This window comes from Pandoraea pnomenusa, assembly GCF_040391475.1.
In the GTDB taxonomy this organism is placed as follows: Bacteria; Pseudomonadota; Gammaproteobacteria; order Burkholderiales; family Burkholderiaceae; genus Pandoraea; species Pandoraea pnomenusa_C.
Map to the genome: position 1 here is coordinate 12,730 of NZ_JBEBXS010000018.1, position 26,103 is coordinate 38,832.

General features: G+C 64.4%; 21 protein-coding genes. 6 read left to right on the forward strand and 15 right to left on the reverse strand.

What is annotated here, in order from left to right:
- Positions 1 to 17: 17 nt before the first annotated feature.
- The gene (locus ABWO90_RS18070) at positions 18 to 3,422 is read left to right on the forward strand and encodes an autotransporter outer membrane beta-barrel domain-containing protein (protein WP_353192614.1); all 3,405 of its coding nucleotides are present in this window, start codon (positions 18 to 20) and stop codon (positions 3,420 to 3,422) included.
- Here ABWO90_RS18070 and ABWO90_RS18075 read toward each other — a convergent pair.
- Positions 3,410 to 3,757, reverse strand: a complete 348-nt coding sequence (locus tag ABWO90_RS18075; protein WP_353192615.1) for an Hpt domain-containing protein — start codon at positions 3,755 to 3,757, stop codon at positions 3,410 to 3,412. The two genes, ABWO90_RS18070 and ABWO90_RS18075, sit on opposite strands and share 13 nt — an antisense overlap.
- A gap of 64 nt (positions 3,758 to 3,821) precedes the next feature.
- The gene (locus ABWO90_RS18080) at positions 3,822 to 4,451 is read right to left on the reverse strand and encodes a response regulator (protein WP_353192616.1); all 630 of its coding nucleotides are present in this window, start codon (positions 4,449 to 4,451) and stop codon (positions 3,822 to 3,824) included.
- A gap of 255 nt (positions 4,452 to 4,706) precedes the next feature.
- Between ABWO90_RS18080 and ABWO90_RS18085 the strand changes: the two genes are divergently transcribed.
- The gene (locus tag ABWO90_RS18085) at positions 4,707 to 8,420 is read left to right on the forward strand and encodes an ATP-binding protein (protein ID WP_353192617.1); all 3,714 of its coding nucleotides are present in this window, start codon (positions 4,707 to 4,709) and stop codon (positions 8,418 to 8,420) included.
- A 126-nt stretch (positions 8,421 to 8,546) separates the two neighbouring features.
- Here ABWO90_RS18085 and ABWO90_RS18090 read toward each other — a convergent pair whose 3' ends face one another.
- Positions 8,547 to 9,380, reverse strand: coding sequence for an SDR family NAD(P)-dependent oxidoreductase (locus ABWO90_RS18090; protein ID WP_353192618.1), 834 nt, complete (start codon positions 9,378 to 9,380; stop codon positions 8,547 to 8,549).
- Between the two features lie 81 nt (positions 9,381 to 9,461).
- Positions 9,462 to 10,160, reverse strand: coding sequence for a TetR/AcrR family transcriptional regulator (locus tag ABWO90_RS18095; protein ID WP_353192619.1), 699 nt, complete (start codon positions 10,158 to 10,160; stop codon positions 9,462 to 9,464).
- Positions 10,161 to 10,273: 113 nt separating this feature from the next.
- Here ABWO90_RS18095 and ABWO90_RS18100 point away from each other — a divergent pair, with 113 nt between their 5' ends.
- The 4 genes from ABWO90_RS18100 (at position 10,274) to ABWO90_RS18115 (ending at position 15,188) form a co-directional block, all read left to right on the forward strand.
- The gene (locus ABWO90_RS18100) at positions 10,274 to 11,071 is read left to right on the forward strand and encodes a class II aldolase/adducin family protein (RefSeq protein WP_353192620.1); all 798 of its coding nucleotides are present in this window, start codon (positions 10,274 to 10,276) and stop codon (positions 11,069 to 11,071) included.
- 116 nt (positions 11,072 to 11,187) lie between these two features.
- Positions 11,188 to 12,585 (forward strand): MFS transporter, encoded by a 1,398-nt coding sequence (locus ABWO90_RS18105; protein WP_353192621.1) that lies wholly within the window; start codon positions 11,188 to 11,190, stop codon positions 12,583 to 12,585.
- On the forward strand, positions 12,582 to 14,090 hold the full coding sequence (locus ABWO90_RS18110; RefSeq protein ID WP_353192622.1) for a class I adenylate-forming enzyme family protein: 1,509 nt from the start codon (positions 12,582 to 12,584) through the stop codon (positions 14,088 to 14,090). Before ABWO90_RS18105 ends, ABWO90_RS18110 begins: the two co-directional genes overlap by 4 nt.
- Positions 14,091 to 14,306: 216 nt before the next feature.
- Complete coding sequence (locus tag ABWO90_RS18115; RefSeq protein WP_353192623.1) at positions 14,307 to 15,188, forward strand: IclR family transcriptional regulator; 882 nt, start codon at positions 14,307 to 14,309, stop codon at positions 15,186 to 15,188.
- Positions 15,189 to 15,204: 16 nt separating this feature from the next.
- Here ABWO90_RS18115 and ABWO90_RS18120 read toward each other — a convergent pair whose 3' ends face one another.
- The 11 genes from ABWO90_RS18120 to ABWO90_RS18170 all read right to left on the reverse strand — a co-directional run bounded on the left by ABWO90_RS18120 (position 15,205) and on the right by ABWO90_RS18170 (position 26,083).
- Positions 15,205 to 15,708 carry a flavin reductase family protein gene (locus ABWO90_RS18120; RefSeq protein WP_353192624.1) on the reverse strand — a complete coding sequence of 168 codons (504 nt, stop codon included), beginning with the start codon at positions 15,706 to 15,708 and terminating at the stop codon, positions 15,205 to 15,207.
- Positions 15,709 to 15,801: 93 nt separating this feature from the next.
- Positions 15,802 to 16,230: a MaoC/PaaZ C-terminal domain-containing protein gene (locus ABWO90_RS18125; protein ID WP_353192625.1), complete on the reverse strand. Its 429-nt coding sequence runs from the start codon at positions 16,228 to 16,230 to the stop codon at positions 15,802 to 15,804.
- The gene (locus ABWO90_RS18130) at positions 16,227 to 16,712 is read right to left on the reverse strand and encodes an FAS1-like dehydratase domain-containing protein (RefSeq protein WP_353192626.1); all 486 of its coding nucleotides are present in this window, start codon (positions 16,710 to 16,712) and stop codon (positions 16,227 to 16,229) included. Before ABWO90_RS18130 ends, ABWO90_RS18125 begins: the two co-directional genes overlap by 4 nt.
- A gap of 54 nt (positions 16,713 to 16,766) precedes the next feature.
- Positions 16,767 to 17,933: a thiolase family protein gene (locus ABWO90_RS18135; RefSeq protein WP_353192627.1), complete on the reverse strand. Its 1,167-nt coding sequence runs from the start codon at positions 17,931 to 17,933 to the stop codon at positions 16,767 to 16,769.
- Complete coding sequence (locus tag ABWO90_RS18140) at positions 17,930 to 19,117, reverse strand: acyl-CoA dehydrogenase family protein (RefSeq protein ID WP_353192628.1); 1,188 nt, start codon at positions 19,115 to 19,117, stop codon at positions 17,930 to 17,932. Before ABWO90_RS18140 ends, ABWO90_RS18135 begins: the two co-directional genes overlap by 4 nt.
- A gap of 42 nt (positions 19,118 to 19,159) precedes the next feature.
- Positions 19,160 to 20,338, reverse strand: a complete 1,179-nt coding sequence (locus tag ABWO90_RS18145; RefSeq protein ID WP_353192629.1) for an acyl-CoA dehydrogenase family protein — start codon at positions 20,336 to 20,338, stop codon at positions 19,160 to 19,162.
- On the reverse strand, positions 20,335 to 21,405 hold the full coding sequence (locus ABWO90_RS18150; protein ID WP_353192630.1) for an ABC transporter ATP-binding protein: 1,071 nt from the start codon (positions 21,403 to 21,405) through the stop codon (positions 20,335 to 20,337). Before ABWO90_RS18150 ends, ABWO90_RS18145 begins: the two co-directional genes overlap by 4 nt.
- Positions 21,405 to 22,520 carry an ABC transporter ATP-binding protein gene (locus ABWO90_RS18155; RefSeq protein ID WP_353192631.1) on the reverse strand — a complete coding sequence of 372 codons (1,116 nt, stop codon included), beginning with the start codon at positions 22,518 to 22,520 and terminating at the stop codon, positions 21,405 to 21,407. Before ABWO90_RS18155 ends, ABWO90_RS18150 begins: the two co-directional genes overlap by 1 nt.
- Complete coding sequence (locus ABWO90_RS18160) at positions 22,520 to 23,419, reverse strand: ABC transporter permease (RefSeq protein WP_353192632.1); 900 nt, start codon at positions 23,417 to 23,419, stop codon at positions 22,520 to 22,522. Before ABWO90_RS18160 ends, ABWO90_RS18155 begins: the two co-directional genes overlap by 1 nt.
- A complete protein-coding gene (locus tag ABWO90_RS18165; RefSeq protein ID WP_353192633.1) occupies positions 23,412 to 24,329 on the reverse strand; it encodes an ABC transporter permease in 918 nt (305 codons plus the stop codon). Before ABWO90_RS18165 ends, ABWO90_RS18160 begins: the two co-directional genes overlap by 8 nt.
- Positions 24,326 to 26,083, reverse strand: a complete 1,758-nt coding sequence (locus ABWO90_RS18170; RefSeq protein WP_353192634.1) for an AMP-binding protein — start codon at positions 26,081 to 26,083, stop codon at positions 24,326 to 24,328. The genes ABWO90_RS18165 and ABWO90_RS18170 overlap by 4 nt, the downstream gene beginning before the upstream one ends.
- Between the last annotated feature and the right edge of the window lie 20 nt (positions 26,084 to 26,103).

Genomic DNA, 26,103 nt, shown 5'->3' on the forward strand with positions numbered 1-26,103 from the left:
TCCTTGGGCAGCTTGTTATGAAGAAAAACTATCGAAGCGCCGGTTGGTCGCCGGTCAAGTCATGGGCATTGGTCCAACTCGTCGGGTTGCCGATCGCAGGCATGCCGCTTGCGCTCGCGCAGACCGTCAATGTGGATCCCGGTACGAGTCTCATCACGAACACCGGGGCGACGCCCGCCGACGGCACGACGTGGAATCTGACCGGTTCGGGAATCTTCCTTTCGTCGACCGTCACGTTGCCCGGCAGTGGCACGGTGACGATCGATGGCAACGGCAATACGCTGACGCTGAACGACGGGAGCGGCAACTACGGACGGTTCATCACCAGCACGTCAGTGCCGACGAGCACCATTAACCTGTCGAACGTCACCCTGACCGGCGGCCTCAATAGCAATGGCGGCGCCATCTTCATCCAGACGGGCGGCGTGACAATCAACACGACCGGCAATGTCGCGTTCACGGGCAATAACTCGACGATCGACGGCGGTGCCATCGAGATCAACAGCGGCAACCTCACGCTCGGTGGTGCCGGCAGCACCGTCACCATCGCCAACAACACCGCCGCCAACTCGGGGGGCGCACTCATTGTCTTCGGCACGACGACGTTTATCGGCAACACGATCCTGTCGAACAACAGCGCGGTCGGCACCGGTGGGGGGCTGTTCTCGTACAACAATGTCACGAGCACCGGCAGCCTGACCGCGAACGGCAACACAGCGGGCAATTCCGGCAGCGGCGGTGCGATCTATTCGATGCTCGGCGGCGTGACGACCGATGCCATCAGTGCCGACGGCAATCAGGCAGGCAACAACGGCGGCGCAATCCAGGCCACCGGCCCCGTGAGCCTCGCCGCGACGACCGGCGACGTGACCTTGACGAACAACAAGGCCGGCACCACCAGCGGCACCAACGGTGGCGGCGGTGCGGTCGGCAGCGGCGGCGGCATCACCGTCGGCAATGCCAGCGGTACCAACACGATCACCGGCAATAGCGCAAATTGGGGCGGTGCGTTTTACATGAGCACCTCGGCTGGCAGCACCCTTGCGATGGCCGGCACCACGACCCTGTCGAACAATACGGCTACCTCCGGTGGCGGCGCCGTGTATTCCTCAGGGGATGCAACGATCAATCTCAACGGGCCCACCACCATCGATGGCAATGCCGTGACCAACGGTCCGGGCGGCGCGATTTACTCGCGGGGTGCCGTAGCGCTCACCACGTCGACTGGCGCCGTCAGCCTCAGCAACAACAAGGCGTCAACGAACGGCGGCGCCATCTATGCGTCAGGCGCCGTGACGATCGACGCGAATGGCGCCGTCAGCCTCGGCAACAACAAGGCGTCGACGAACGGCGGCGCCATCTATGCGGCCGGCGACGTGACGATCAACGCGGGCGCCCCCGTGACCCTCTCGGGCAACACCGCAACGTCGGGCGCGGGCGGCGCCATCTACACGTCCGGCAACGTGACCCTCAGCGCGACGGGCGGCGACATCAACCTGACGAACAATTCGGCAAGCGGTCTCGGCGGCGCCATCTGGACCATCGGCAACGCAACGCTCAATGCCACGGGGGGCAACATCACCTTCCAGGGCAATCTGATGCAAGACCCCGTGGCGAACGCGATCTGGTTCGCCAACAGGACAGGCAATGCAACGGCAACGCTCAATGCCGCTGCGGGCCGGACGATCACGTTTTACGATCCGATTGCGAACGCTCCGGCGACCGGCCAACTGACGGTCGTGGCCACGGGCCCCGGCACCGTGATATTCGATGGCTCGCAATACACCGACGCCGCAAGTCAGTGGTCACAGGTATACGGCAACACGACAGTCCAGGGCGGCACCTTCGTCGTCCGGAATAACGCTGTCTACGGCACGCTTGCCGCCGATGTCGCCCAGACCACGCCCACGAGCTTTACGCTCGCATCCGGCGCAACGCTGGCCGGTGGCGGCACAGGCACCGTGCGCGCAGACAACGTAACGCTTGGCGGCACGCTGAATGTTGCAGGGACTGCCACACCGGGAACCGCCTCGGGGGGCTACAGCGTTTTCAACGTTGTCGGTAACAACGTGGCATTCGGACCGGGCAGCCAGGTGCTGTTCAACACGTATCTGAACGATGCAAGCACACAACTCAGCGACGTCCTCGTCCTCAATCTGAACGGCAGCGCCACGTCGGGTACCGCCAGCATCGTCGTCAACAATACGGGCGGCGTCGGGCAAGTCACTCAGGGCGACGGTATCGAACTGGTGCGCACCGTCAACGGCTCGTCGGCCAACGCGTTCACGCTGGGCAAGCCGGTCGAAGCCGGTGCCTACCAGTACCTGCTGTATCACGGGGGCCTCGGCGCCAACGAGTCAAACGGCAACTGGTATCTGCGCTCTTATCTGGAAGAGCAGCCGGGCGAACCCGAACCGCCGGGTGAGCCTGATCCGGGGCCGGTCGCGTGGCGTCCGGGCGTGGCGGGCTACATCATGACCCCGTTGCTGAACCTGGACTACGGATTCACCACGCTCGGCACGCTGCACCAGCGCGTGGGCGACGTACCCGGCGCGATCAAGCCGCAGCAAAACACGGCCGCCAACGGGATCTGGGGCCGCGCCAATATCAGCTCGTTCGACGCCGATACGCTCAATCGCTTCCGCGCGAACTCAACCACCTTCTTCGCGCAATTCGGCAAGGACTGGACGCTGGCCCAGCCGGAAGGCGGCGGCAGCACCCACGCGGGTGCGACGGCCACCATCGGCAACATCTCGGGCCGGTTTCACGATGACTCGCGTGCCATCGCCGGCCTCGATACCGAGACCGGCACCGTCTCCACGCAGGCGGGGAGTGTCGGGGGCTACTGGACACGCTACCTGAGCGACGGCACCTATTTCGACAGCGTCGGACAGGTGACGTACTACCACAACCGCTACGGCGGTCAGGACGGCAACGCATCGCAGAGCGGCGTGGGCTTCACGCTCTCACAGGAAGTGGGCAAGCCGTTCCAGATCGGCTCGACGCCGATCGCGATCGAACCGCAAGCGCAACTGTTGTATCAGTACCTGTCGCTGGGTGATTTCAGCGATGCGATCTCGCCGGTATCGGGCACGCATACGAATGCGCTGCGCGGGCGTGCGGGCTTCCGCATCTTCAGCGCCGCGTTGTCCAACTCGGACGACAGCAGCGTGCTGACCTGGGCAAAGCCGTACGTCACGTTCAACGTGCTGCACGACTTCCTCACGCCGGGCCAGACCGTGGTCGGAGGCACGCCGTTCACACCGGCGCTCACGCGGACTTGGTATGAGGCGGGTGCGGGCTTCACGGCCACCACCAGCAAGCACGGGCAACTGTACGCACATGCCGGTTATCGGCACAGCCTCGGCGGCGATTACAGCCAAGGGTTCTACGGCCAGATCGCTTTCCGTTACCTGTGGTAAGCCACGAGTCGGGCGTTCAGCCGCGCCAGTGCGTCGGCTAGCAGGGTTAGCAGGGCGTGGGCCGTACGCGAGTCCCCGTCCGGCCCGAAATGCTCGAGCGACTCGCAGACGCCGGCCAGACCGGAACATGCCAGCATCTTCGCCGAGCTTTTCAGGCGGTGGGCACAAGCCGCGACCGCCTCGAAATCGCCTGCCGCCAGCGCCATGCGCAGGGCCTGCAGGTCTTCGGCATTCGTCGCCACGAGACTGTCGACAAGTTCTTCGACGATCGCGGCGTCCTCGCCCGCCAACGCGGCCAGCCGATCGCGCAAACCATCGAGCTCTGCGTCGGTCACGACACTTTCGCCTGACGCGAATCCTCGTACCTCATGCATCCTGACACCTCCCGCTCATGTGCCGCTATGGCGCGATGTGAAACCGCTTGGCGAGGTCGGCCAACTCCACCACGCTGGAGGTCCGGAGCTTCTTCATCAGATTGATCTTGTGGCTGCTCACTGTCTTGTTGCTGATGTGCAGCATCTCGGCGATGGCCTGATTCGAATGCCCTTTGACGAGCAAACCCAGCACGAGGATTTCCTTGTTGCTGAGCTCACGCAGCCGTGCTTCGTCGCCCTTGCCGTCCACGTTGGACGCCGACGACGTGACGGCTTCGGGGAAGACGCGATACCCCGCCAGCACCATCTCCACCGCGCGAAGTATTTCCGAAATGTCTTCGGTCTTGCTGACGTAGCCGTCGGCGGCGAGCGCCATGACCCGGGGCCCATAGACGGCGGGATTCTGTCCGGAGAAGACGAGAATCCGAATGGTGGGATGAATCGACTTGAGTCGCGGAATCAACTCCATGCCTCCCGTCCCTGGAAGGTCGAGATCTAGAACGACCAGATCGGGGGCAGCCGTCTTTGTCAGCTCGACGGCGGCCGGCCCATTGCCGGCTTCCAGAATCGTGCCGATCCCCAACACGCTCGCGAGTTGCGTCCTGAGCACCAGACGCATCACCGGATGATCATCGACGATCAGAACCGTCTTCATGGTATTGCCTTCGCACTGAAAAAAACCGCGCTCCGAAAGGTCCGCCGGACCCGGCGCCTCCCGACACGATGCTCCGCAATGTCGTGAGCGCTGAGATAGTACGCGCGCATTTGACAAGAGATGTCGTTCCGACGTTTCAACGCCGAAAATCAGACCTTTCCGGTGGGGCAATCAGAATATTCTGAATATTACGCAGCATTGGCGTAAATCGCTGATAATGCAGGGGAAATTCTGTGGTTCTGAGCAAGTTGCGTCATGTGTCTTTCGTCCCTCCTCTGCGCGATCGGTGTGTCGACTCACCGGCCAACGTACCGTCAATGGCTGAATGGGTGTCTCGCGCTGGCGGGGCTGGTAGCGGCGCTTGTTGCCGTGCCGGGCGCCGCCAAGGCGCCGCCCTCGCCTACCACCCTGCGGGTAGGTATCCTGCCAAACGGGTTGCCGCCATTTTCCTTGCAGCAAAACGGGGGAGTGGCCGGCATTGGTGCGGACACGCTGCGTGCTGCGCTGGGCAACCCCGATCTTCGACTAGAGCCTCGCCTCTACCCCAATGTGCCAGCGATGATCTCGGCGGCCTGCGCACAAGAAATCGATATCGTGCTCGATTTGGCCGAGTCACCTGATCGCAGCCGCTGTCTTTCGTTCTCATTGCCCTATTTCGACGGTGACGCGGTCACCTTCGGTCGTACGGGGGCGTCGATCGCCCGCGACACCCCGGGGGCGCGGTTCGCAGTGAGGCGCGGGCTGTTGCTCGAGCCGATATTGCGCGCGCGCTATCCGAAGGCCCGGCTGGTCTACATCAACGACGTACAGGACGGCCTGCAAGCGGTTGTCGACGGACGCGCCGACTTCTTCCCGGCGTTGCGTCCCGTTGCGGAGTACGTGCTGGCCAAGACGCCGATGCCCGGCATCACGGAGGTCTCGTCGCACCGCGAACCCAGTGGCGCCATTCGTTTTGGCCTGGGCCCTCACGCGGTGCACTTGCTGCCCGTCGTGAACGACGGCCTCCGATCGCTCTCCGACGCACAGCGCAAGTCGATTCTCGGCACGTGGGTTCAACCGGCTTTCGGATCGCCGGGCGCCGTGGCGATGCCCTTCTTCCTGACCGACGAGGAACGCGCCTATCTGGCGACGCTTCCCCCCTTGCGCGTCGCGTTCGACTCGAACCGTCCCCCTTACGCCTACCTCGACAAAAGTGGGCAACCCAGCGGCATCGCCGCCGAGTACCTCACCTGGCTTGGTGGCGTACTCGGTGTGCAATTCCAGCGCGTGCCGACCGGCAGTCTGGCGGCGACGGCAGACGCATTACGTGCAGGCACGGTGGATATGGCGTCCGTGGCGACGCAAGGCAACGCGTTGTGGCAGGGCCTGCGTGTCTCGGAACCTTACGCAACGTTCCCCGTCGTCATCGTCGGCCGCGTGGAGGCACCCTCCGTGGACGGATTGCATCAGCTCGCCGGTCGAAGGATCGTGACGGCGAGATTGACCGGTCTCGCCGCGTCCTTGCAGACCAGAATTCCTGGCGCGAAATGGGAAGAAGTGGAGAGCGTCGAAGAAGCACTCGAGAGGGTCAACACGAACCAGGCCGACGTGTTCATCGGCGGATTTCCTGCAGCCGACATGGCCTTGCGGCATCGTTTCATCGGCACGTTGCGTGTCATCGGCCCCACGAACCTCCATCTGCATGTCGGATTCGCGCTGCGACCGGAACTGGCGCAGAGGCTTGGGCCGATCATCGACCGTGCGATTTCCGCGCTGCCCGAGAAGAATCGGCTCGATATCCAGCATCACTACGTGGTGGCGAACTACGTGCTCGGGCCGTCGCTGCGAACCCTGTTGCTGAAATTTGCGCTGCCCGTCGCGGGACTGTTGCTCGTCATCGTGGTGATGTCGGCGCTTCTCGCCCTGTTCCGCAGGGAGATTCGTCGGCGGCGCAACGCCGAGAGCGAGTTGTCGTCGCAACTGGCCTTTCAGAGAATCCTGCTCGACACGATTCCGGTGCCGATGGTGGTCCGCGACGCAGACGGACGTTTTACCGTCGCCAACCATGCGACGGAACGGCTGGTCGGGTGCCCACGGTCGGCGCTGCTTGGCAAGACCTTGCGCGAAATCGGCTTCTGGGCCGACGAAGATGTGCAGCGGATCGACGCAGCGTGCGAGGCCGTGTTGCGCACGGGCGAACCCCACGCCTATGCCGTCTCACGTACGGGCGAAGACGGGAAGGTTCGTCATTTTCTCAACCAGGTTCAGCCCTTCGGTCAAACAGGCAACACGCACGCCGCGGTGATCTGTGTTTCCCACGAGGTCACCGCAGAGCGCGAACATCTGGAGGCGCTATCGCAAGCGCGCGACAAGGCGGAAGCCGCCCTGCGGGCGAAGGACCGGTTCCTCGCGCTCATGAGTCACGAAATCCGGACGCCGATGAGCGGCATTCTCGGGCTGGCCGAACTGCTCAACCATACGACGCTGAATCAGGAACAGACCGCCATGATCGGCATGATCGAAGGGTCGGCCACTACGCTCATGCAGATTCTCAACGACATCCTCGAGTACTCGAAGATCGAAGCCGACAAGGTCGAGCTCGAAGCGTTGCCGGTCGATATTCGCGAACTCTGCGACATGGCGCTGGGCCTGCTCGCGGTCTCCGCGCATGAGAAAGGTCTGCGTCTGCGGCTCGACGTCGGCGAGGATGTTGCCGCCGAGGTCATCGGCGATGGGCTGCGCTTGCGGCGCATCCTCATCAATCTGTTGAGCAATGCGATCAAGTTCACGGAGCACGGCTCGATCTCGCTGTCGGTCAGGGTCGCGGCGCAAGACGCAGGCGTGCAAACCATCGAGTGGTGTGTCGCCGACACGGGCATCGGCATCGCGCAAGCGCTTCAGGAGAAACTGTTCGATCCGTTCTTCCAGGCCGACGCCTCCACCACGCGCCGGTTTGGCGGGACCGGTCTCGGCCTGACGATCTGCCAGAAGATCGTCCGGATGATGGGCGGGTCGATCACGGTGTCGAGCACCCCGGGTCACGGCGCGCAGTTCAAGGTAAGCGTACCGATGCCCGTGAAGGCACTGCACTATGCGACGCCCGCGTTGAACGGCATCCGAGCCAGGATTTGCCTGAAGGATGCTGACATGGCGCGATCGCTGCAATGCCTGCTAACAGCGGCGGGGGCCGAGGTCCGGGTGGACCGTCTTCCGGACGGCATCGCTCACGCGGCGGACATCGAAGACGACTTGCTCGTTGTCGATGACGACGCGTCGCTCCCCGCAGACATTCCCTGCGCGATCTTGCGCACCACGTTGAAGGCCAAGTCGTCGGGATACCGATTGACGACCGAGGGCGCACGTCTGAGCGTGAATCCGTTGACATGGCACGGCGCCACGCAGGCCGCGCTGGCGGCTTGTAGTCGAAGCCAATCGCGAGGTAGCGAATCACATGCGTTGACGGCAGCGCCAGTAACACTGCCCGCGAAGTCGCTGACGAAGCGGGAAGAAGCGCTGAAACGTGGGGAATTGATCCTCGTGGCCGAAGACCATCCGACAAACCGCCTGCTCCTGCAACGGCAATTGAGTCAGTTGGGCTACGCGAGCGACACCGTCAACGATGGCGAGCAAGCCTGGGCGGCGATACGCAACACGCCGTACGCATTGCTGATCTCGGATTGCCACATGCCGGGCATCAATGGCTACGACCTTGCGCGACGCATCCGCACGCGCGAGCGCGACGAGACGTTGGCGCACCTGCCCATCATCGCGATCACAGCCAACTCCGGCATCGAGGAAGTGGAGCGATGCAAGGACGCCGGTGTGGACGTTACGCTGTTCAAGCCAGTGCAGTTGCAGGCGCTGCGTGACTGTGTCGCGCGCTATCTGCCGGCTGGAGCGAAGTCAGCTACGTGCACGGCAGGTGACGCTCAACCGGCGGCACCCTCGTCGCAAGACGCCGCAGAGGCACAGGCCGTCACGGACAGCTAGGGCGCCTACCGTCACCGCCTGGTATCGCGAATCTTCAGGTCAAGAAAAAAATGGCCTCGCGAGTCCACGGGGCCATTCTCGTTGCTGACCGCCCCCATCCAACAACCGCCCCGCGGCGATCGCCACTCAGGCGACGCTGGCATGCGCGAGTTCGCGGAAGTTCATCCAGTGGGAACTGACGAGCCAGCCCGCATCGACCGGCAGGCTCACCCCGGTGATCGCGCTCGATTCGTCGCTCATCAGGAAGCTCACGGCCGCCGCGATTTCGTCTGTACCGACCAGACGCCCGAGCGCCGAGTGCGCTTCGATGGCCGTCGCGCTGCGCTTTCCGGTGGCAAGTTTGTCCTCGAAGATCGGCGTGAGCGTAAAGCCGGGGGCGACCGAATTCACACGGATACCCGACGCGCCGAGTTCACCGGCGGCGAGTTGGGTGAGCGCGCCCAACGCCACTTTCGCCGGTGAATAGGCGTGCAGCGGCAATGGGCGCAACTCGTTGATCGACGTAATGTTCACGACCGCACCGGCGCCGGCCTCGGTCATGAGCGGTGTGAAAGTGCGCAGGCAGTGCTGCGCGCCAAAGTAGTTCACTTCCCATACGCGACGCTGCATCTCGTCAGTCATGTCGAGCATCGGCATCACATCCTGCAACACACCCGCCACGTTCACGAGCCCGGCGACGCCTGCCTCGCGCAGCGATGCCGCCAACGCATCCACCCCTGCGTGATCGGTCACGTCGAGCGCCGCCAGTTGCATTCGCGCGTCGTCCGCACGCGCACCGAAAACGCTCTGCAGTCGCGCCAGATCCAGGTCCGTGGCCACGACATGCCAGCCGTCGTCATGGAGACGATTGGCCACCGCCAATCCGATGCCACCGCTCGCGCCAGTGACCACGACAACCTTGCCGGCATCGCGCAACGCGTTCAACGAGGGGCGCTTCGCGCGGTGAGGGGATGAGTTCATACAGGACGTCTCCGTCGGATTGTGTTGTCGTTTTTATTTCTAAACAATTCGTTTAGTTTATCCACAACCCCGACGGCGGCGTCAAGCTTTTTTTGCCAACGCCCTCGCGCGTGTCGTTTTGTTCGCACCGGATGTCGCGCTGCCCGAGCGCGACCTCGTCAGCGCGGGCACCGTGCCATTGGGGCCGAGCAGACCTTGCATGACAAGGTCGACGTGCTCACGCACGAACGCCCGGGTCAGCGGCTTGTGTCCGACGAGCAACCGGTAGTAAAGCGGCGCGTAGAGAATGTCGAGAACGACGTCGGGATCGCCCGGCTTGATGAGCCCCCGAGCGATGGCATCGCGCACGATCTCGACGCCCTGCTCGCGTCGCGCGGAGACGTAGCCGTCGCGAAACGCCTGCGCAATCTCGGGGTCGGACTGCCCCTCTGCGATCAGCGCGCTGATCATCGTGCCCATCGGTCCGCAGAATTCCTCGGCCATCTTGAGCAGACGCGAGAAGATGCTGTCGAGCTGCAACTCTTCCGGATACGGCAGTGCCTGCCCGGCTTCGCGCAGGAACGCCGTCATGATGACGGACGCACGGTTCGGCCACCACTTGTAGATCGTGGCCTTGCTCACCCCCGCCGCCGTGGCAATGGCTTCCATCGTCGTGGCGTGCAGCCCCTGTTCGAGCAGGAGACGATAGGCGGCGTCGAGCACGGCACGCTCGGCCTCGACACTGCGCTTGCGACCGCGTCGGCCTGGCGTGGGAGATTCGGGATTCGACTGACTTGACATTCGTTGTGTCCGGACAAATACTAAACTAAACGTTTAGTTCATAAATAACGACACCGTATTGAAACACATCTGGCAGACAACCCTGCCAACGGTGCGTCGGCTCGGAGAACGGAATGCTGAAGTCTGACACAGTTTTTTCTTCCTTTGACCTGCCTGTCGGCGAGACGATTGCCGACACCGGCATCACGCCGGAGGAGCAACGCGTACGCGAGGATCTGGCCGCGGCGTACCGGCTGTGCGCGCTTAACGGCTGGGACGACCTCATCTACACGCACTTGTCAGCGCGGGTGCCCGGCCCGTCGCATCACTTTCTCGTCAACCCGCTTGGCCTGTCGTTTCAGGAGATCACCGCGTCGAACCTGGTGAAGATCGATCTGGACGGGCGCGTCGTGGGGCACTCGCCATACCGCCCCAATGCGGCGGGCTTCGTGATTCACGGGTGCATTCATGCGGCGCGCGAAGACGCCGCCTGCGTGATGCACCTGCACACCGAAGCGGGCATGGCGTTGTCCGCGCTCGAAGACGGACTGCTGCCGATCACTCAACACGCCATGCGCTTCGTCGGACGGCTCGGATACCACGACTACGAAGGCATCGCGCTCACCATCGAGGAACGCGACCGCCTGCTCGCCGACCTCGGCAATCATGCCGCCCTGATTCTGCGCAATCACGGCACGTTGACGGTCGGGCGCTCGGTGGGACATGCCTTCGTCGAGATGTTCTATCTGGAGAAGGCTGCGCGTGCGCAATTGCTGGCGCAGAGCACCGGCGCGCGCCTGCGCATTCCGCCGCATCACGTCGCGCTGTTGACGGCGCAGCAGTGGGTGACGGACATGCGCGGCTCGGGAGATCGAGAATGGCCGTCGCTGTTGCGGCAGCTGGCCCGCGACGGACACGATTACAAACAGTAATCTCCCAGCCTGGCCAGCTGGCGGCAGGATAGCTTTGCGAAGTGGCGTCAGGTAGTACGTATCAGGCAGTTGGTAGTCATCAGCACCCAAAAACAGAACCATGACGGAGACACCCCTTGAACCCGACCATCGCATCACAGGCGAGTCAACCCGTGGCGGGCAGCGATAACGCTGCCGCACTGGACTCGCGCATCGCGCAGGAAACCATCGGCCAGCTATTTCGCCGCATCCTGCCCTTCCTGATCCTCTGCTATATCGTGGCCTTCCTCGATCGTGTGAACGTCGGTTTTGCGGCGCTGCACATGAACGGCGACCTCGGGTTCACCGCCACCGTCTACGGCTTCGGCGCGGGCATCTTCTCCATTGGCTACTTCGTCTTCGAGGTGCCGAGCAACCTGATCCTCCACCGCGTGGGCGCGCGCATCTGGATTGCGCGGATCATGGTGACGTGGGGCATCGTCTCGGCGGGCTTCGCGTTCGTCTCGGGCGAAACGTCCTTCTATGTCATGCGGTTCCTGCTGGGCGTTGCCGAAGCGGGTTTCTTTCCCGGCATCGTGCTGTATCTGAGCCTGTGGTTCCCCGGGCGCGCGATGGCGCGCGCCACGGCGATCTTCATTCTCGGGTTGCCGCTGGCGGTGCTGATCGGCGCCCCGCTCTCGACGTGGATCCTCACCTCGTTCCACGAATTCGCCGGATTGCGCGGCTGGCAATGGATGTTCCTGCTCGAAGGCGGGCTCGCGGTGGTGGTGGGCGTCGTGGCTTACTTCGTGCTGGGCAATGCCCCGGACAAGGTGACGTGGCTCGACGAGACGCAGCGCGAATGGCTCGTTCGCACACTGGCGCAGGAGAAGGCGGCGAAAGAACGCGCCCGTCAGTATGGCGTCATGGAAACGCTGCTCTCGGGCAAGGTGCTGCTGTTGGCCTTCGCCATCTTCTGCAATATCACGGCGCTGTTCGGTATCACGCTGTGGATGCCGCAGATCATCAAGGGCATCGGCGGGCTGGACAACACGCGGGCCGGACTGCTGAGCGCGGTGCCATACGTGTGTGCGGGCGTAGCGATGGTCGTGAACGCGCGGCACTCGGACAAGACGGGTGAGCGCCGCTGGCACATTCTGCTGCCGGCAGCCATCGGCGCCATCGGGTTGGTGATGGCGGGAAATGCCGCGTCGCCCTACGTCGGGATTCTCGGGTTGTGCATTGCGGCGGCCGGGATTCTGGCGTCGAACATTCTGTTCTGGCCGATGGTGCCAATGTTCCTGACGGGCGCGGCAGCCGCCGCCGGAATCGGGTTGGTGAACTCCGTGGGCAACCTCGGCGGCTTCGTCGGTCCGTATCTGACAGGTTGGGCCAAGGACACGTTCGGTGGATACGGCGCGAGCATGACCACGCTGGGCGCGATGGTGCTGCTCTACGGTGTGTTGCTGTTCGTTTTCCTTACCGTGAGTGCGCGACGCGCAGGTGGCGTCGATGGCGTCGGTGGCGCCGCCACGGGTATTGCGAGGTCTTCATGAATATTGCCGGTACGCTCGCCCGCGCGGCACAGCGACACCCCGGGCACGTTGCCACCTATGTGGGCGACGCGCCGCAGTCCGACTACGCGACACTCGCCCGACGGTGTGCCGCCATCGCCGCCGGATTGCGCTCGATGGGCTTGCCTGACGGCGCGCGCGTCGCGCTCTGGATGCGAAACCGCCCGGAGTATCTCGAATGGCTCTATGCGATCTGGTGGGCCGGGCTGGTGGCCGTGCCCATCAACGCGAAATTGCATCCGCGCGAGGCCGCCTTCATCGTCAACGACGCCGAGGCTGCGGTGCTGCTTGCAGAGGCGGAAGACCTGGAGGCGATTCGAGACCATATTGACGGCAAGGTGACGGGCTTCGCGCCGGAAGACGCGCAGATTGCCCATTGGATGGCAGGCGATGCGACCGTCGCGGTGGCGTCCCGCGAGAATACCGATCTGGCGTGGATCTTCTATACGTCGGGGACGACGGGCCGTCCGAAGGGGGTCATGCTCTCGCATCGCAATCTCTGGTCGATGGCGGCCTGCTACATGACGGATGTCGACGCCGTCGGGCGCGACGACCGCACGCTCTATGCCGCCCCCATGTCGCACGGCGCCGGGCTCTACAGCGTCGTGTTCATGATGCAGGCGGCGGGGCACATCTTCCCCGCGTCGGGTGGCTTCGATGCGGAGGAAATGTTCGCGCTGGCCGAGACGCTCGGCAATGTCTCCTGCTTCGCCGCGCCGACAATGATCAACCGTCTGGTGCGGCACGCGCAGGCCTCCGGTGCTTCGTCGGCCGGATTCAAGACCCTCGTCTATGGCGGCGGCCCGATGTACTCGGCCGACATCGAGCGCGCGTTGGCGGTGATGGGCTCGCGGTTCGTGCAGATCTACGGTCAGGGTGAGTCGCCGATGACGATCACGGTGTTGCCGCGCGATGAAATCGCAGCGACGGCACATCCGCGGTGGTCGCAACGACTGGCATCGGTAGGCCATGCGCACGCCATGGTGGAAGTGGCGGTGGTCGATGACGACGGCGTACCGGTCGCGGCCGGTGTACCGGGCGAAGTCGTGGTGCGTGGCGACGTCGTGATGCAAGGCTACTGGCGCAATCCGGAAGCGACAGCGAAGACGTTACGCGACGGCTGGCTGTGGACGGGCGACATCGGCGTGCTGGATGACGACGGCTTTCTCACGCTCAAGGATCGCTCGAAGGATGTCATCATCTCCGGCGGCACGAACATCTATCCGCGCGAAGTCGAAGAGGTGCTGCTCCGTGCAGAGGGCGTGGCGGAGGTCGCCGTGATCGGTGAAGTCGACGCCGAGTGGGGTGAGGTGGTCGTGGCGTATGTCGTCTGCGTGCCCGGCGTGACGCTCGATACGGCCACGCTCGATGCGTATTGCCTCGACCACATCGCGCGGTTCAAGCGCCCGAAGCGCTATGTCGCCGTGGATGCGCTGCCGAAGAACCATTATGGAAAGGTGTTGAAGACGGCGTTGCGAACGCCCTGAGTGCGGCGTCCGTACCGGCATTGCAAAAAGACCACGCGACTTCCGCGTGGTCTTTTTCTTTGGGGCGTGAACCACGTCGCCACCGCCCCGCGTCGGTCCGGGGACGGGTGGATATAGTACGATCTCGATATTCGGACTCGGCGTCGGTCACGCCGCTGCCCGTCAGACCATTGTTTCGGCCCCAATAGCGCTCACTCTCCTGCTCCCCTTTCCACCGTGCCCACAAAAAGCGTAGACACTGCGCCCAAGGCTCGCAAACCGAAAGCTATCGCGAGCCCAGCCAATTCCCCCGAAAAATCCGTCGCCAGCGCAGGAAATTCCCCGCCACTCGGCACGCAGAGCATCCACCGCGCGGTGACCGTGCTGCGCGAAGTCGCCGCGCACGGCCTGAAAGGCCTGCGCCTCTCCGACATCGCCGACGCACTGTCGCTCGAACGCCCCACCGCGCACCGCATCGTCAAAGGTCTCGTGGCGCAGGGCATGCTGATGCAGAACCGCGAAACCCGGCACTATCATCTCGGCCATGTCGTGTATGAACTCGGCCTCGCGGCCTCGCCGCATTTCAGCCTGCGCGAGCTATGCCAGCCCACGCTGCAGACGCTGGCGGACAAGTCGGGCGACTCCGTTTTCCTGATGGTGCGCAGCGGACTCGACGCGGTATGCATCGATCTGCTCGAAGGGGGGTATCCGATTCAGACGCGCACGCTGGAGATCGGTGGACGCCGTCCGCTCGGCGTCGGTGCCGGTAGCCTCGCATTGCTCATTTCGCTGCCGCCGGACGAACGTGCGCGCGTCATGGCGACCAACGCAGGCCGTCTCACGACGTTCGGGAATTTCACGCAGGCGCGGCTCGACAACGCCATCGCCGTGTCGACCGAAGCCGGTTACGCCATCAACGAGGAAGACGTGCTACCGGGCGTCTCGGCCATTGGCCTGTCGATCCGTCCGCGCCAGGGCACCCCTTACGCGGCGATCAGTATCGCCGCCATCGAGTCGCGCCTCTCGGGGGCGCGTCGCATCGAAATGGCCAAGCTGCTGCAAAAGGAAGTTCGCGCGCTCGAGAAGCGGCTGGAAGCCGAATCGCTGCACTGGGAGTGACACCCCGCCGGGGGCATCACCCCAGCGCGAGATCCGGGTGGGGCGTCGGTACGCCGTAGGCCCCACCGGCGTACAGCAACGGCACGCGGTCGCAATGATGGAGATCCATCACTTCACCGACAAAAATGTAGTGATCGCCGCCTTCGTATTTGAACGCCAGGTCGCATTCGAACCAGGCGACGCAGCCGTCGAAGAGCGGCATCCCCCCTCTTCCGCTGCGCCACTCCACGCCGTCGAAACGATCCGGCACCGGCGAAGCAAAGCGCGAAGCCAGCGGCATCTGATCGGCGCACAGCACGTTGATCGCGAACTTCCCCGATGACTCGAACACCTCCAGGCTGCGCGAGCGCTTGTTGATGCTCCACAGCACCAGTGGCGGAGAGAGTGACACCGAATTGAACGAATTGGCCGTCAGACCGACCGGTGTGCCGTCAGGCATGGTGGTCGTGACAATCGTCACCCCGGTCGCAAAGCGTCCCAGCGCGTGACGAAAATGACTGGCATCGAATGTCGTGTTCACGGGAGCCTCCTCAAGAAACGCCATGACAATTTCGCTTCGTTGCATCGCACGTCGATGACCGTCATGCGGCCCGGCGATGACTGAGTACCGTATTCAGTGCGCGCGGGGTGCGGCGACCACGGCAGCGCCGCTCGCGACGGTTTTTTCCCCAACGCGCGCCACGATGTCGCAACGCAGGCGCCGCCGGCCATCGCTGCCCGGCGAGCAATCGGCGACCGTGCCCACCACCATCACGACATCGCCCGGGCGCACCGGTGCGTTGAAGCGCGCTTCGATATCGACGATGGCCGCCGCAGGGCCGGCCCAGTCGGAGACCGCACGCCCCATGAATCCCATCGTGAGCATGCCGTGCGCAATGACGCCGCCGAGTCCTGCGTCTTGCGCGTAGCTCTGGTCGTAGTGAATGCGGTTGTAGTCGTCCGACGCTCCCGCGTAACGCACGAGTTGCGTGGTCGTCACCGCAGGCAGCGAGAGCGCGAAGGTGTCGCCGACGCGCGCGTGCAGAAGATGTGCCCCGTTCATGCCAGACTCCTCGACGCCACTTGTTGCGCCGATCGATAGACCGTGGTGCGCCGCACCGCGAACACACATTCGTGCGCCACGCCGTCTTGCTCCACCAGATAGCCGGACATCACCTGACGCAGCAACGACATCGCACCGCGTGCGCCGTCCTTGTCGTCGATGCCGACCAGTTGCAACCGGCATTCGAAGCGCATGCCCGCGACGATCGGCCGGTGATAGTGAAACCCCATCTCGCCCGCCACAACGCGACGCCTGTCGAGCGTTGCCATCCACGGCGGATCCTGCGGCGCGCGAAAGCAGGTGGGAAACGTTGGCGGCGCGACAATGCTCTCGTATCCGTGACGACGGGCAAAGGCTTCGTCGCGATAGAGCAAATTGTCGTCGCCGATGGCGTCGGCGAACTTGCGGATCGCGCCGCGCTCGACCTCCACCAGAAACGGTGGCGCGCTCGTGCCAATCAATGAACGGTCGATTTCAGTCATCGTCACGCTCCTCGTTCGTCGCGCTATGGCGCCATGGCCGCCCGACACCGGTGGTCATTCGACACGCTCCACGATGGTCGCCGTGCCGAGTCCGCCGCCGCAGCACATCGACTGCAAGCCGTAGCGCGCGTCGCGTAATTCCAGCTCGTCGACAAGCCCGGCCATCAGGCGGGCACCGGTCGAACCGAGCGGATGCCCCACGGCGATCGATCCGCCGTTCACGTTCACGCGCGACAGCTCGGGCCGGATCTCCGCGAGCCATGCGCCCAGCACCGAAGCGAACGCCTCGTTGATCTCGAACAGGTCGATGTCTTCGAGCGCCAGTCCGCTACGCGCGAGAATCTGCTGTGTCGCCGGAATCGGGCCGGTCAGCATCATGGCCGGATCGACGCCCACCACCAGTTGCGCGCGCAACACGGCACGCGGGCGCAGTCCGTATTCGCGGGCTTTTGCCGCCGTCATCATCAGCACGGCAGCGGCGCCGTCCGACACCTGACTCGCATTTCCCGCCGTCACACGGCCGTCTTCGCGAAACGAGGCCTTGAGCGAGCCCAGCTTCTCGAGCGACGTGTCACGACGCACGCCTTCGTCGCGCGTCAGCATCTCGCCGTCGGCCCCAACGACCGGCAGCAGTTGCCGTGCGAAGCGACCGGCGTCGTGCGCGGCAGCACTCAATGCATGGCTGCGCAACGCCAGCTCGTCGAGATAGGAGCGGTCCAGCTTCCAGTGCGCGGCGATGCGCTCGGCGGCGATGCCCATCGACGGCATGGAGAAGCGCTCGACCAACGACTCCGGATACCGACGCCCGTATTTGGTGTCGTCGTTACCGCCCTGCGTGGTGGACATCAACTCGACGCCACCGGCGATCACCACGTCGCAGGTGCCGCTGCGGATCAGGTTGTCGGCGAAGTGAATCGCCTGCTGCGAGGAGCCGCAGGCACGCTGCACGGTCGTGCCCGGCACGGTGAACGGAAAGTCGGCCATGAGCAGCGCAGTGCGTGCGATGTTGCCGGCCTGCTCGCCCACCTGCGTGGCGCATCCGGCCACCACATCGTCGACCGCGTCGGCAGGCACGCCGGTGCGCGCGAGTACCGCACCCAGCACCTGCGACAGCAGCGCGGCGGCGTGCCACTGACGCAGCGCCCCGCCCCGTCGTCCGACGGGCGTTCGCACGACATCGACGATGACCGGGTCCCGATCGGCAAGCGCGGAAGCTTTCATTCTCCCGACTCCCCGGACTTCGCCGCCCACTGACTGTTCTTCCGCCCGAGCAGATGGCCCGCGATCATGTTCTTGTGAATCTGCAGCGTACCGCCGTAGATCGAACCGCCGCGCACTTCGCGGTAGCGGCCTTCCACCGGGTATTCCGTCATGTAGCCGTAACCGCCGAGCAGTTGAATCGCGTCGTCGCAAATCTCCTTGGCGGCCTGCGCAACGTAGACCTTGGCCACCGATGTCTCCAGCGGCGACGGCAAGCCGCTGGCCGTGTTGCACGCGGCGCGATAGGTCAGCAACTGCGCCGCTTCGAGCTTCACCTTCATGTCGGCCAGCATCCACTGCAACCCCTGAAAGTCGGCCAGCTCGCGGCCGAACTGCTGGCGCTCCTGCACGTACTGCAGTGCGAAATCGAACGACGCCTGCGCCGAGCCCAGCATGCGCGAGATGCTGCCCAGACGCTCGACGTTGTACACGCTGATGAGCTTGGCGAACGCCCGGCTCTCCGCGAGGATGTTCGCCTTCGGCACCCGGCAATCGTCGAAGTAAAGCTCGTACTGACGCTCGCCGGCCATGTTCACCGTGCCACTGCTGCACGAGAAGCCCGGCGCGTCGTGCGGCACCATGATCGCGCCGATGTCGCTCGCCCGCCCGGTGTTGCCGAAACGGCAGTACAGCATCGTGTAGTGATGCCCCTTGGCCGCACTGATGAAGATCTTCTGGCCGTTGATGATGACGTCGTCGCCCTCGATCCGGGCGCGGGTCTTCATCGCGGTGGCCGCCGACCCGGCGTCCGGTTCCGTGATGCCGATGGACACGCCGATCTCACCGCGCGCGACGCCGCCGACGAAACGCGACTTCTGCGCCTCGGTCCCCAGTTCGAGCACGGCGCCGATGGCCCCCGTCGACGTGCGATGCGCCAGGCCGCCCAGCGTCGAATCGACACGCTGGATGGTCTGGATCAGCAGCAGCGTCTCCAGCAAAGGCAACCCCATGCCGCCGTACTCCTGCGGCATGTTCAGCGCGAGCAATCCGGCTTCGGCCATTTGCCGGCGCAGGCGTTGCAACGGCGCGAAGTCGCCCTGCGTTTCGGCCTCATGGGCCTCCTTCGCCAGCGGCAGCAACTGACGGCACAATTTCTCGGTCGCGTCGATCAGTTCGCGCTGCGATCCGGTGAGCTGAAAATCCATGGAAACTCTCGAAGTCTTGATTGACGAAGGCGGCGTCCCGACTTAACGCTGAAGCGTCGAGTCGAACGATTCGCCCAGTTCGGCCGCACCCACGATCTGCGCCGTCTTGTCGTGGCCAACGTGCAGGATGTGCGTGTTCAGATCCCGGATCAGGCGCGCCAGCGGAAACTCGTCGAACAGCGCCGTCGAACCGGCCAGCATGATCAACGTGTGCGACATCTCGAGCGCCGCATGCGCGCAGATAGACTTGGCCTGCATCGAGATCAGCTCGGCGCGCTGGACATCGCCCGCGCGCCACGCATCGATCGCGTTCTCGAACACCACCTGTGCGCCGTGCAATTGCGTCTTGGCTTCACCCATGCGCAGTTGCACGAACGGGTCCTTGCCGCGGCCACGTTCGACGAGACTCTTGCGCACCCACTCATAGGCGCCCTCGATCATGCCGAGATAGTTCGCCGTGAAGCCGAGGTGGAAGCGTCCCTGCCAGCGCCCGCGCGGATACACGCCCGGCTCGCCCAGCACATGCAGTTCGTCGATGAAGACGTCGTTCAGATAGATCTCCGGGCTGGGGCACACGCGCATACCCGTCGGGCGATACCAGTCATGATTGACGGTAAGCCCTTCCATACCCGGCTCGACGATGACCATCAGGTGCGACTTGAAGTATTCCGTTTCGCCTTCGATGGTCGCGAACACGATGGCAACGCCGTTCTCGTAGCCATTGGTCGCGTAATTCTTGTTGCCGTTGACGATGTAGCCGCCGTCGACCTTCTTCGCGGTCGTCTTGAGCACGTACATGTGCTTGCGGCCTGCTTCGCTGCCCACGAACGACGACACGCTCATCTTCTGCGTCATCGGCTTCACGAAACGTTCGCGCTGCGCGTCGGTACCCAGCTCGTCGATCGCCCATGCCACGTGGTTCTGCACCTGCATGCAGTGGGCGGTGCCCGGAGACACGCGCGCCACGCGACGCATCCCTTGCAGGAACGTCGCCGGATCGGCCGACATCACATTGCTGCCGAGGCCGCCGTGTTCCTTGCGCACGGTCGCCGTCAGCAGACCAAGCTCGAACAGATCCTGCAGGTTCTCGAACGGCATGGCGGCCGCGTCGTGATATTCGCGCTCACGAGCCGGAAAGCGGCTTTGCACGACGTCTTCGAGCGCCGCGAGCACATCGGGGTTGCCCTGCCTGGACAACGAAGGGGTTTCCGCAAAATTCATGTTGCCTCCTGAAAGGGGACCGCCTGAGCCTCCGGAGCGGAGATGTTGGCGGTTTCTATCGCCTTCGGGCCGATGGCGCGCGCAGCGGTGTTCGCTGTCGCTACGGGAATCGTTTCCGCGAAATGACACGTCACCCAGTGGCGCGGCGCGATCTCCCGCGCGACTGGCTTTTCTTCACGACAACGCGCTGCCGCATGCGGACAACGCGGATGAAACGGGCATCCGGCGGGCGGATTCATGGGCGACGGAATCTCGCCGGCGACCGCCTGCGAGCCGCTGCCGCCGCGTGCGTCGACCGAAGCGATCAACGCCTGCGTGTACGGATGTCGCGCGCCGCGCATCAACGTCGCCGTATCCGCCACTTCCATGAACTCGCCGAGGTACAGCACGCCGATGCGCTGACTCATGTAGGCCACGACGGCGAGGTCGTGCGAGATCAGCAGATACGTGAGATCGAGCGTGCCCTGCAGGTCCTTGAGCAGATTCAGGATCTGGGCCTGAATCGATACGTCGAGTGCCGACACGGGCTCGTCGAGAATCATGCAGCGCGGGCTCAGGCTCAACGCGCGGGCGATGGCCACACGCTGACGTTGGCCGCCGGAGAGTTCGTGCGGGAATTTCCGCCGTGCGCCACCCGGCAAGCCGACGAGTTGCAGCAACTCGTCCACGCGACGGGCACGGCCTGCGTCGTCGAGCGTGCGATGAATACGCAGCGGTTCGTCGATGATCCGGCCGATGCGCATGCGGGGATTGAGTGCGCTGTACGGGTCTTGCAGCACCGGTTGCAGAACACGGTGGAAGTGCTCGCGTGCCGCGCCATTCAATTGCTGAATGTCCTGCCCGTCGACCTTCACCTCGCCGCTCGTGGCCGGCTCGGCCAGCATCAGCATCTTGGCGATGGTGCTCTTGCCGGAACCGGATTCGCCCACCAGCCCGAAGGTCGCTCCCGGCTCGACATCGAACGTCACCCCTGCAACGGCATTGAGCGGGCGCGCACGTCCCAGCAGACCACGACGCACGTCGTAGGTCTTTCTGAGGTCTCGCACGGAAAGATACGGTTGCGACATCACGCCACCTCCTTGCGCACGTGCGGCGCACCGCGCAGCGCCTCATCACCGATGCCGCCGATGCCGTCGGTTCCGCCCGTTGCTGCGTGACGGCCAACGCCCTGCGCCGCGCCCTTTTCGGAGGCCGACCACATCTGTACGGTCTGCCAGCACGCACTGCGGCGTGCACCGTCCTGCCACTCGAACCAGTCGGGATACTGATCGCGACACTGCCGCGTGGCGAGCGCGCAGCGCGGCGCAAACCGGCACCCCTGCGGCCATTCGGTCAGCCCGGGCTGTTGCCCCGGAATCGCTTCGAGCCGCTTCTCGTAACGCCCCAGCGACGGCACGGCGCGAAGCAGGCCTGCGGTGTACGGATGCGCCGGACGCGCAAACACGTCGGCGATCGGGCCAGACTCGACGATGCGTCCACCGTACATGATGGCCACGTCGTCGCAGAACTGTGACGCGAGATGCAAATCGTGCGTCACGAAGATCAGCGCCATGTTGCGCTGCTGTTGAAGCTCCCGGAGCAGCTTGAGAATCTGCAACTGCACGGTGACGTCGAGCGCCGTGGTCGGCTCGTCGCAGATCAGCAATTCCGGGGAGAGTGCGACATTGATGGCGATGGACACGCGTTGACGCATGCCGCCGCTGAACTGGAACGGGTAGCTGTCGAGACGTTCCAGCGCGGCCGGAATCTTCACGCGCTCCAGTACATCGACGCTCAATCGGCGCAATTCGGCCTTGTCGCGAATGCCCTGGTGTACGCGGAAGATCTCCGCGACCTGATCGCCGATCGTCAGCAGCGGATTGAGAGACGTCATGGCGTCCTGCAGGATCATGCCGATCTCGCGACCCCGGATCTTCGCCATCTCCGCCGCCGAGAGCTTCGTCAGATCGCGGCCCTTGTAATGCACTTCGCCCTGCACGACGCGGCCATTCGACGGCAGCAGGCCGAGCAGCGTGTTGCACGTCATGCTCTTGCCCGAGCCGGACTCGCCGACCAGCGCCAGCGAGCGTCCGGCGTCGACGCGCAAGCTGACGTTGTCGACCGCCGTGACCACGCCGTGCTTGCCGCGCAGCATGGTCGTGAGGTTGCGTGCCTCGAGCAGGGGTTGGAAGGCTGTCGTCATTACCACCCCCTCGACATGGTGGGACTGAGGCGATCGCGCAATGCGTCGCCGAGCTGATTGGCGAGCAGCACGGTGACCATCAGGACCATGCCCGGAATCCCGCAGATCCACCATGCGGTTTCGAGATAGCCCCGACCGTCGGCGATCATCGCGCCCCACGACGGCGTCGGCGGTTGCACGCCGAGCCCCAGGAACGACAGCGTGGCTTCCAGGATGATGATGGTGCCGATGTCGAGCGTGGCGAGCACGATGAACGTGTTGATCACGTTCGGCACGATGTGCGCGAACATGACACGCACGCGCGACGCACCGGCGAGCTTCGCGAGCAAGACGAAATCGCGTGAGCGCAGCGACAGCGCTTCCGAGCGCGTGACCCGGGCGAAGCGCGCCCAGTTGGCCAGGCTCAATACGATGACCAGATTGAACACGCTGAAGCCGATGGCGCCCACGAGCACCAGCGCGAGAATCACCGCCGGCAGTGCCAGCTGGATGTCGGCAATGCGCATCGCCACCGCGTCGACCCATCCGCCGAGATAGCCCGCCGCAATGCCGAACAGGCTGCCGAACACGCCCGCCATGAGTACCGCACAAAAGGCGACGTACAGCGAAATCTGCGACCCCCAGATCACACGCGACAGCAGGTCGCGCCCGAGTTGGTCGGTGCCGAACCAGTGCGCCGCCGAAGGCGGTTTGAGGATGTCGCTCAACGAAATCGCATTCGGATCGTACGGTGCGAGCCACTGCGGTGCGAGGGCCACGACGACAAGCGCCAGCGCGAGGGCCATGCAGACCCATAGCTGGACGTCGCGCCAGAGGCGGCGACGCGCACGAACTTCCGGCACCGGCACACTGGCTTCGGCCGGACGCTGTCGCAAATCGAGGGGAGTAGCGTCATGCATAGCGAATCCTCGGATCGACGTAGGCGTAGAGCACGTCCACGGCCAGGTTGAGCAAGGTGAAGATCAGCGCGCCCACGGTGACTGCGGCCTGCACGACCGTGTAGTCGAGATTCGAGATCGAATCGAGAATCAGGCGACCGATGCCCGGCCACGAGAAGATGAACTCGACCGAGACAGCGCCGCCCATCAGAATGCCGAACTGCAATGCCGTGAAGGTAATCATCGGCAGCAGCGCGTTGCGTAAGGCGTGGCGGAACACGATCGTGCGCTCCGGCACGCCCTTGATGCGCGCGAACTTGATGTATTCCGTATCGAGCACTTCGGACATGCTCGAGCGCGTGAGCCGCATGATCCCGGCCGCCGAGTACCAACCGAGCGCCACGGCAGGCATCACGAGATGCGAGAACGTGCCGTAGCCGTTGGTCGGAAACCACGACAACTGGATCGAGAAGAGGCGGATGAAGAGCAGACTGAACAGGAACGGCGGCGCCGCCTGCCCCAGCACCGCGAAGAGCTTGGCGCACTGATCCACCGCACCGCCGCGACGCACCGCCGCGATGGCACCAAGCGGAACGCCCACCAGAATGCCCAGCCCGAGCGCCGACGTCGTGAGCAGCAGCGTGGGCCCCAGCGCGCCGAGTACCACGTCGAGCGCAGGCCGCGAGAAGCGATACGACATGCCGAGCTGGCCCTGCAGCAGATGCCAGAGGTAGCTCACGTATTGCACGGCCACCGGGCGATCCAGGCCCATCTGGTGACGGAGCAGCGCGCGGTCGGCTTCGGTCGCTTCCGGGGGCAGCATCAGGTGCGTCGGATCGCCGATCAGCCGTACGATCAGGAAGATCACCAGCGTGACGAGCAGCACCGTGATCAGCGACTGCGCCACTCGACGCGTGAGATAGCGAATCATGCGGGCGTCTCCCCGTCCTGTGCGGCGTCGTTGTCCATCAGATTGCGTGTGGCACGATCGCGCAGCTCCAGCTTGCGAATCTTCTGGCTGCCGGTCAGCGGCCAGGCGTCGATGAACTCGACGTAGCGGGGCACCTTGTAGCTCGCGATATGCTCGCGGCAGTACTGCTGCAGCGCGAAGGGCGAGATGTCTGCCCCGTCCTGGCACTCGATGTACGCGTAACCCACTTCGCCGAGGCGTGGGTCGGGCACACCGACGACGACCGCCTGACGCACGCCCGGATACGTCTTCAGGAAGACCTCGATCTCCTGCGTCGCGACATTGAAGCCGCCCGGCTTGATCATCTCCTTCACGCGCCCGCGGTACGTGAGGTAACCCTCGGTGTCGAGCTCGCCGAGATCGCCGGTAAGCAGCCAGCCCTGCGCGTCGATGGCTTTGCGATCTTCTTCGGGCATGCGGTAATAGCCCTTCATGACCACGTAGCCCGAAATGCAAATCTGGCCGATCGATCCGGCCGGCAGCGCCTGACCGGTCTCGATATCGGTAATGCGCACTTGCACGCCTCGCACCGGGCGCCCGTTCGTGCGGGAACGCTTCTCGTACGGGTCGTCCCAGCGGGTGCGCACCACCGCGTTCGAAGTCTCCGACATGCCGTAGGCACTCACCAGCTCCGGCACGTCGAGCGTGCTGCTCACCCACTCGAACGACGCCGTGGGGAGCGGTGCGCCCGTGCCGGTGCGCAGGCTCGACAGGTCGTACTGTCCGATGTCGGCAAACGCCTTGAGATCCTGAACGATGGTGTCGACGAAGAAGCTGACCGTGATGTGTTCGCGCTCCACCAGTTCACAGAAGAGCCTGGGCGAGAACTGATCGGCGATGACCATGGCGGCGCCGGACAGCGCCATCGCCAGCGTGTAGAACGTACCCGTCGCCGTGAAGAGCGGTACGCACGAGAGGTAGCGGTCCTGCGCTGTGAGGCGCAGGCACTGCGCCGCATAATGGTTGTTCGCGAGCAGCGCACCGTGGCGCACCATCGCCCCCTTCGGGAACGACGTCGTGCCCGACGTGTACAGGATCTGCGCGACGTCGTCCGGGGCGACCTGCGCGAAGCGTCGCGCCAATGCGCCGTCGTCCATGCAGCGACGACCACGGGCTTCGATGGCGTTGAAACACTCCATGCCGGACGGCAGGGTGCGATCCGTGGAAGACAACCCGATGACACGGCGAAGCGCCGGCATGCGCTCACATTGCCATGCGCCCCGGCGCTGCATCGTCCACTCGGGATCGAGTTGCGCGAGGATGTCGAAGTAACGCACGCCACGCTCGGCCGATCCGCCACGCTCCTGCACGATCAGCGTGGTCGCCTCGGATTGCCCCAGCACGTAGGCAACATCGCTGTCGCGGAACCGGGTGTTCACCGGCACCAGCACCGCGCCGATGAGCGGCACGGCCCATCGGGCAATGAGCCATTCGGTGCCGTCGGACATCCACAGCGCCACGTTCTCGCCGGGCCCCACGCCCAGCGACATCAAGCCGCGAGCGAACGCATGAATGCGTTGCGCCAACTGCGAGAACGTCAGGCGCGTCTCGCCGTGCACGACGGCCTCGCGATCGCCGTGAGCGTTCGCGATCCACGTCAGCGCACTCGCGAAGGTCTCGCGGGTCCAGTCGATCGCGTCGCCCGAAGGCGCCCCAACGTCTGCCAGGGCCGGCGTCGCTGTCGGGGCCAGTACGCTATCGTCGTCTCGATTCATGGTCTGATTCATCCGTTCGC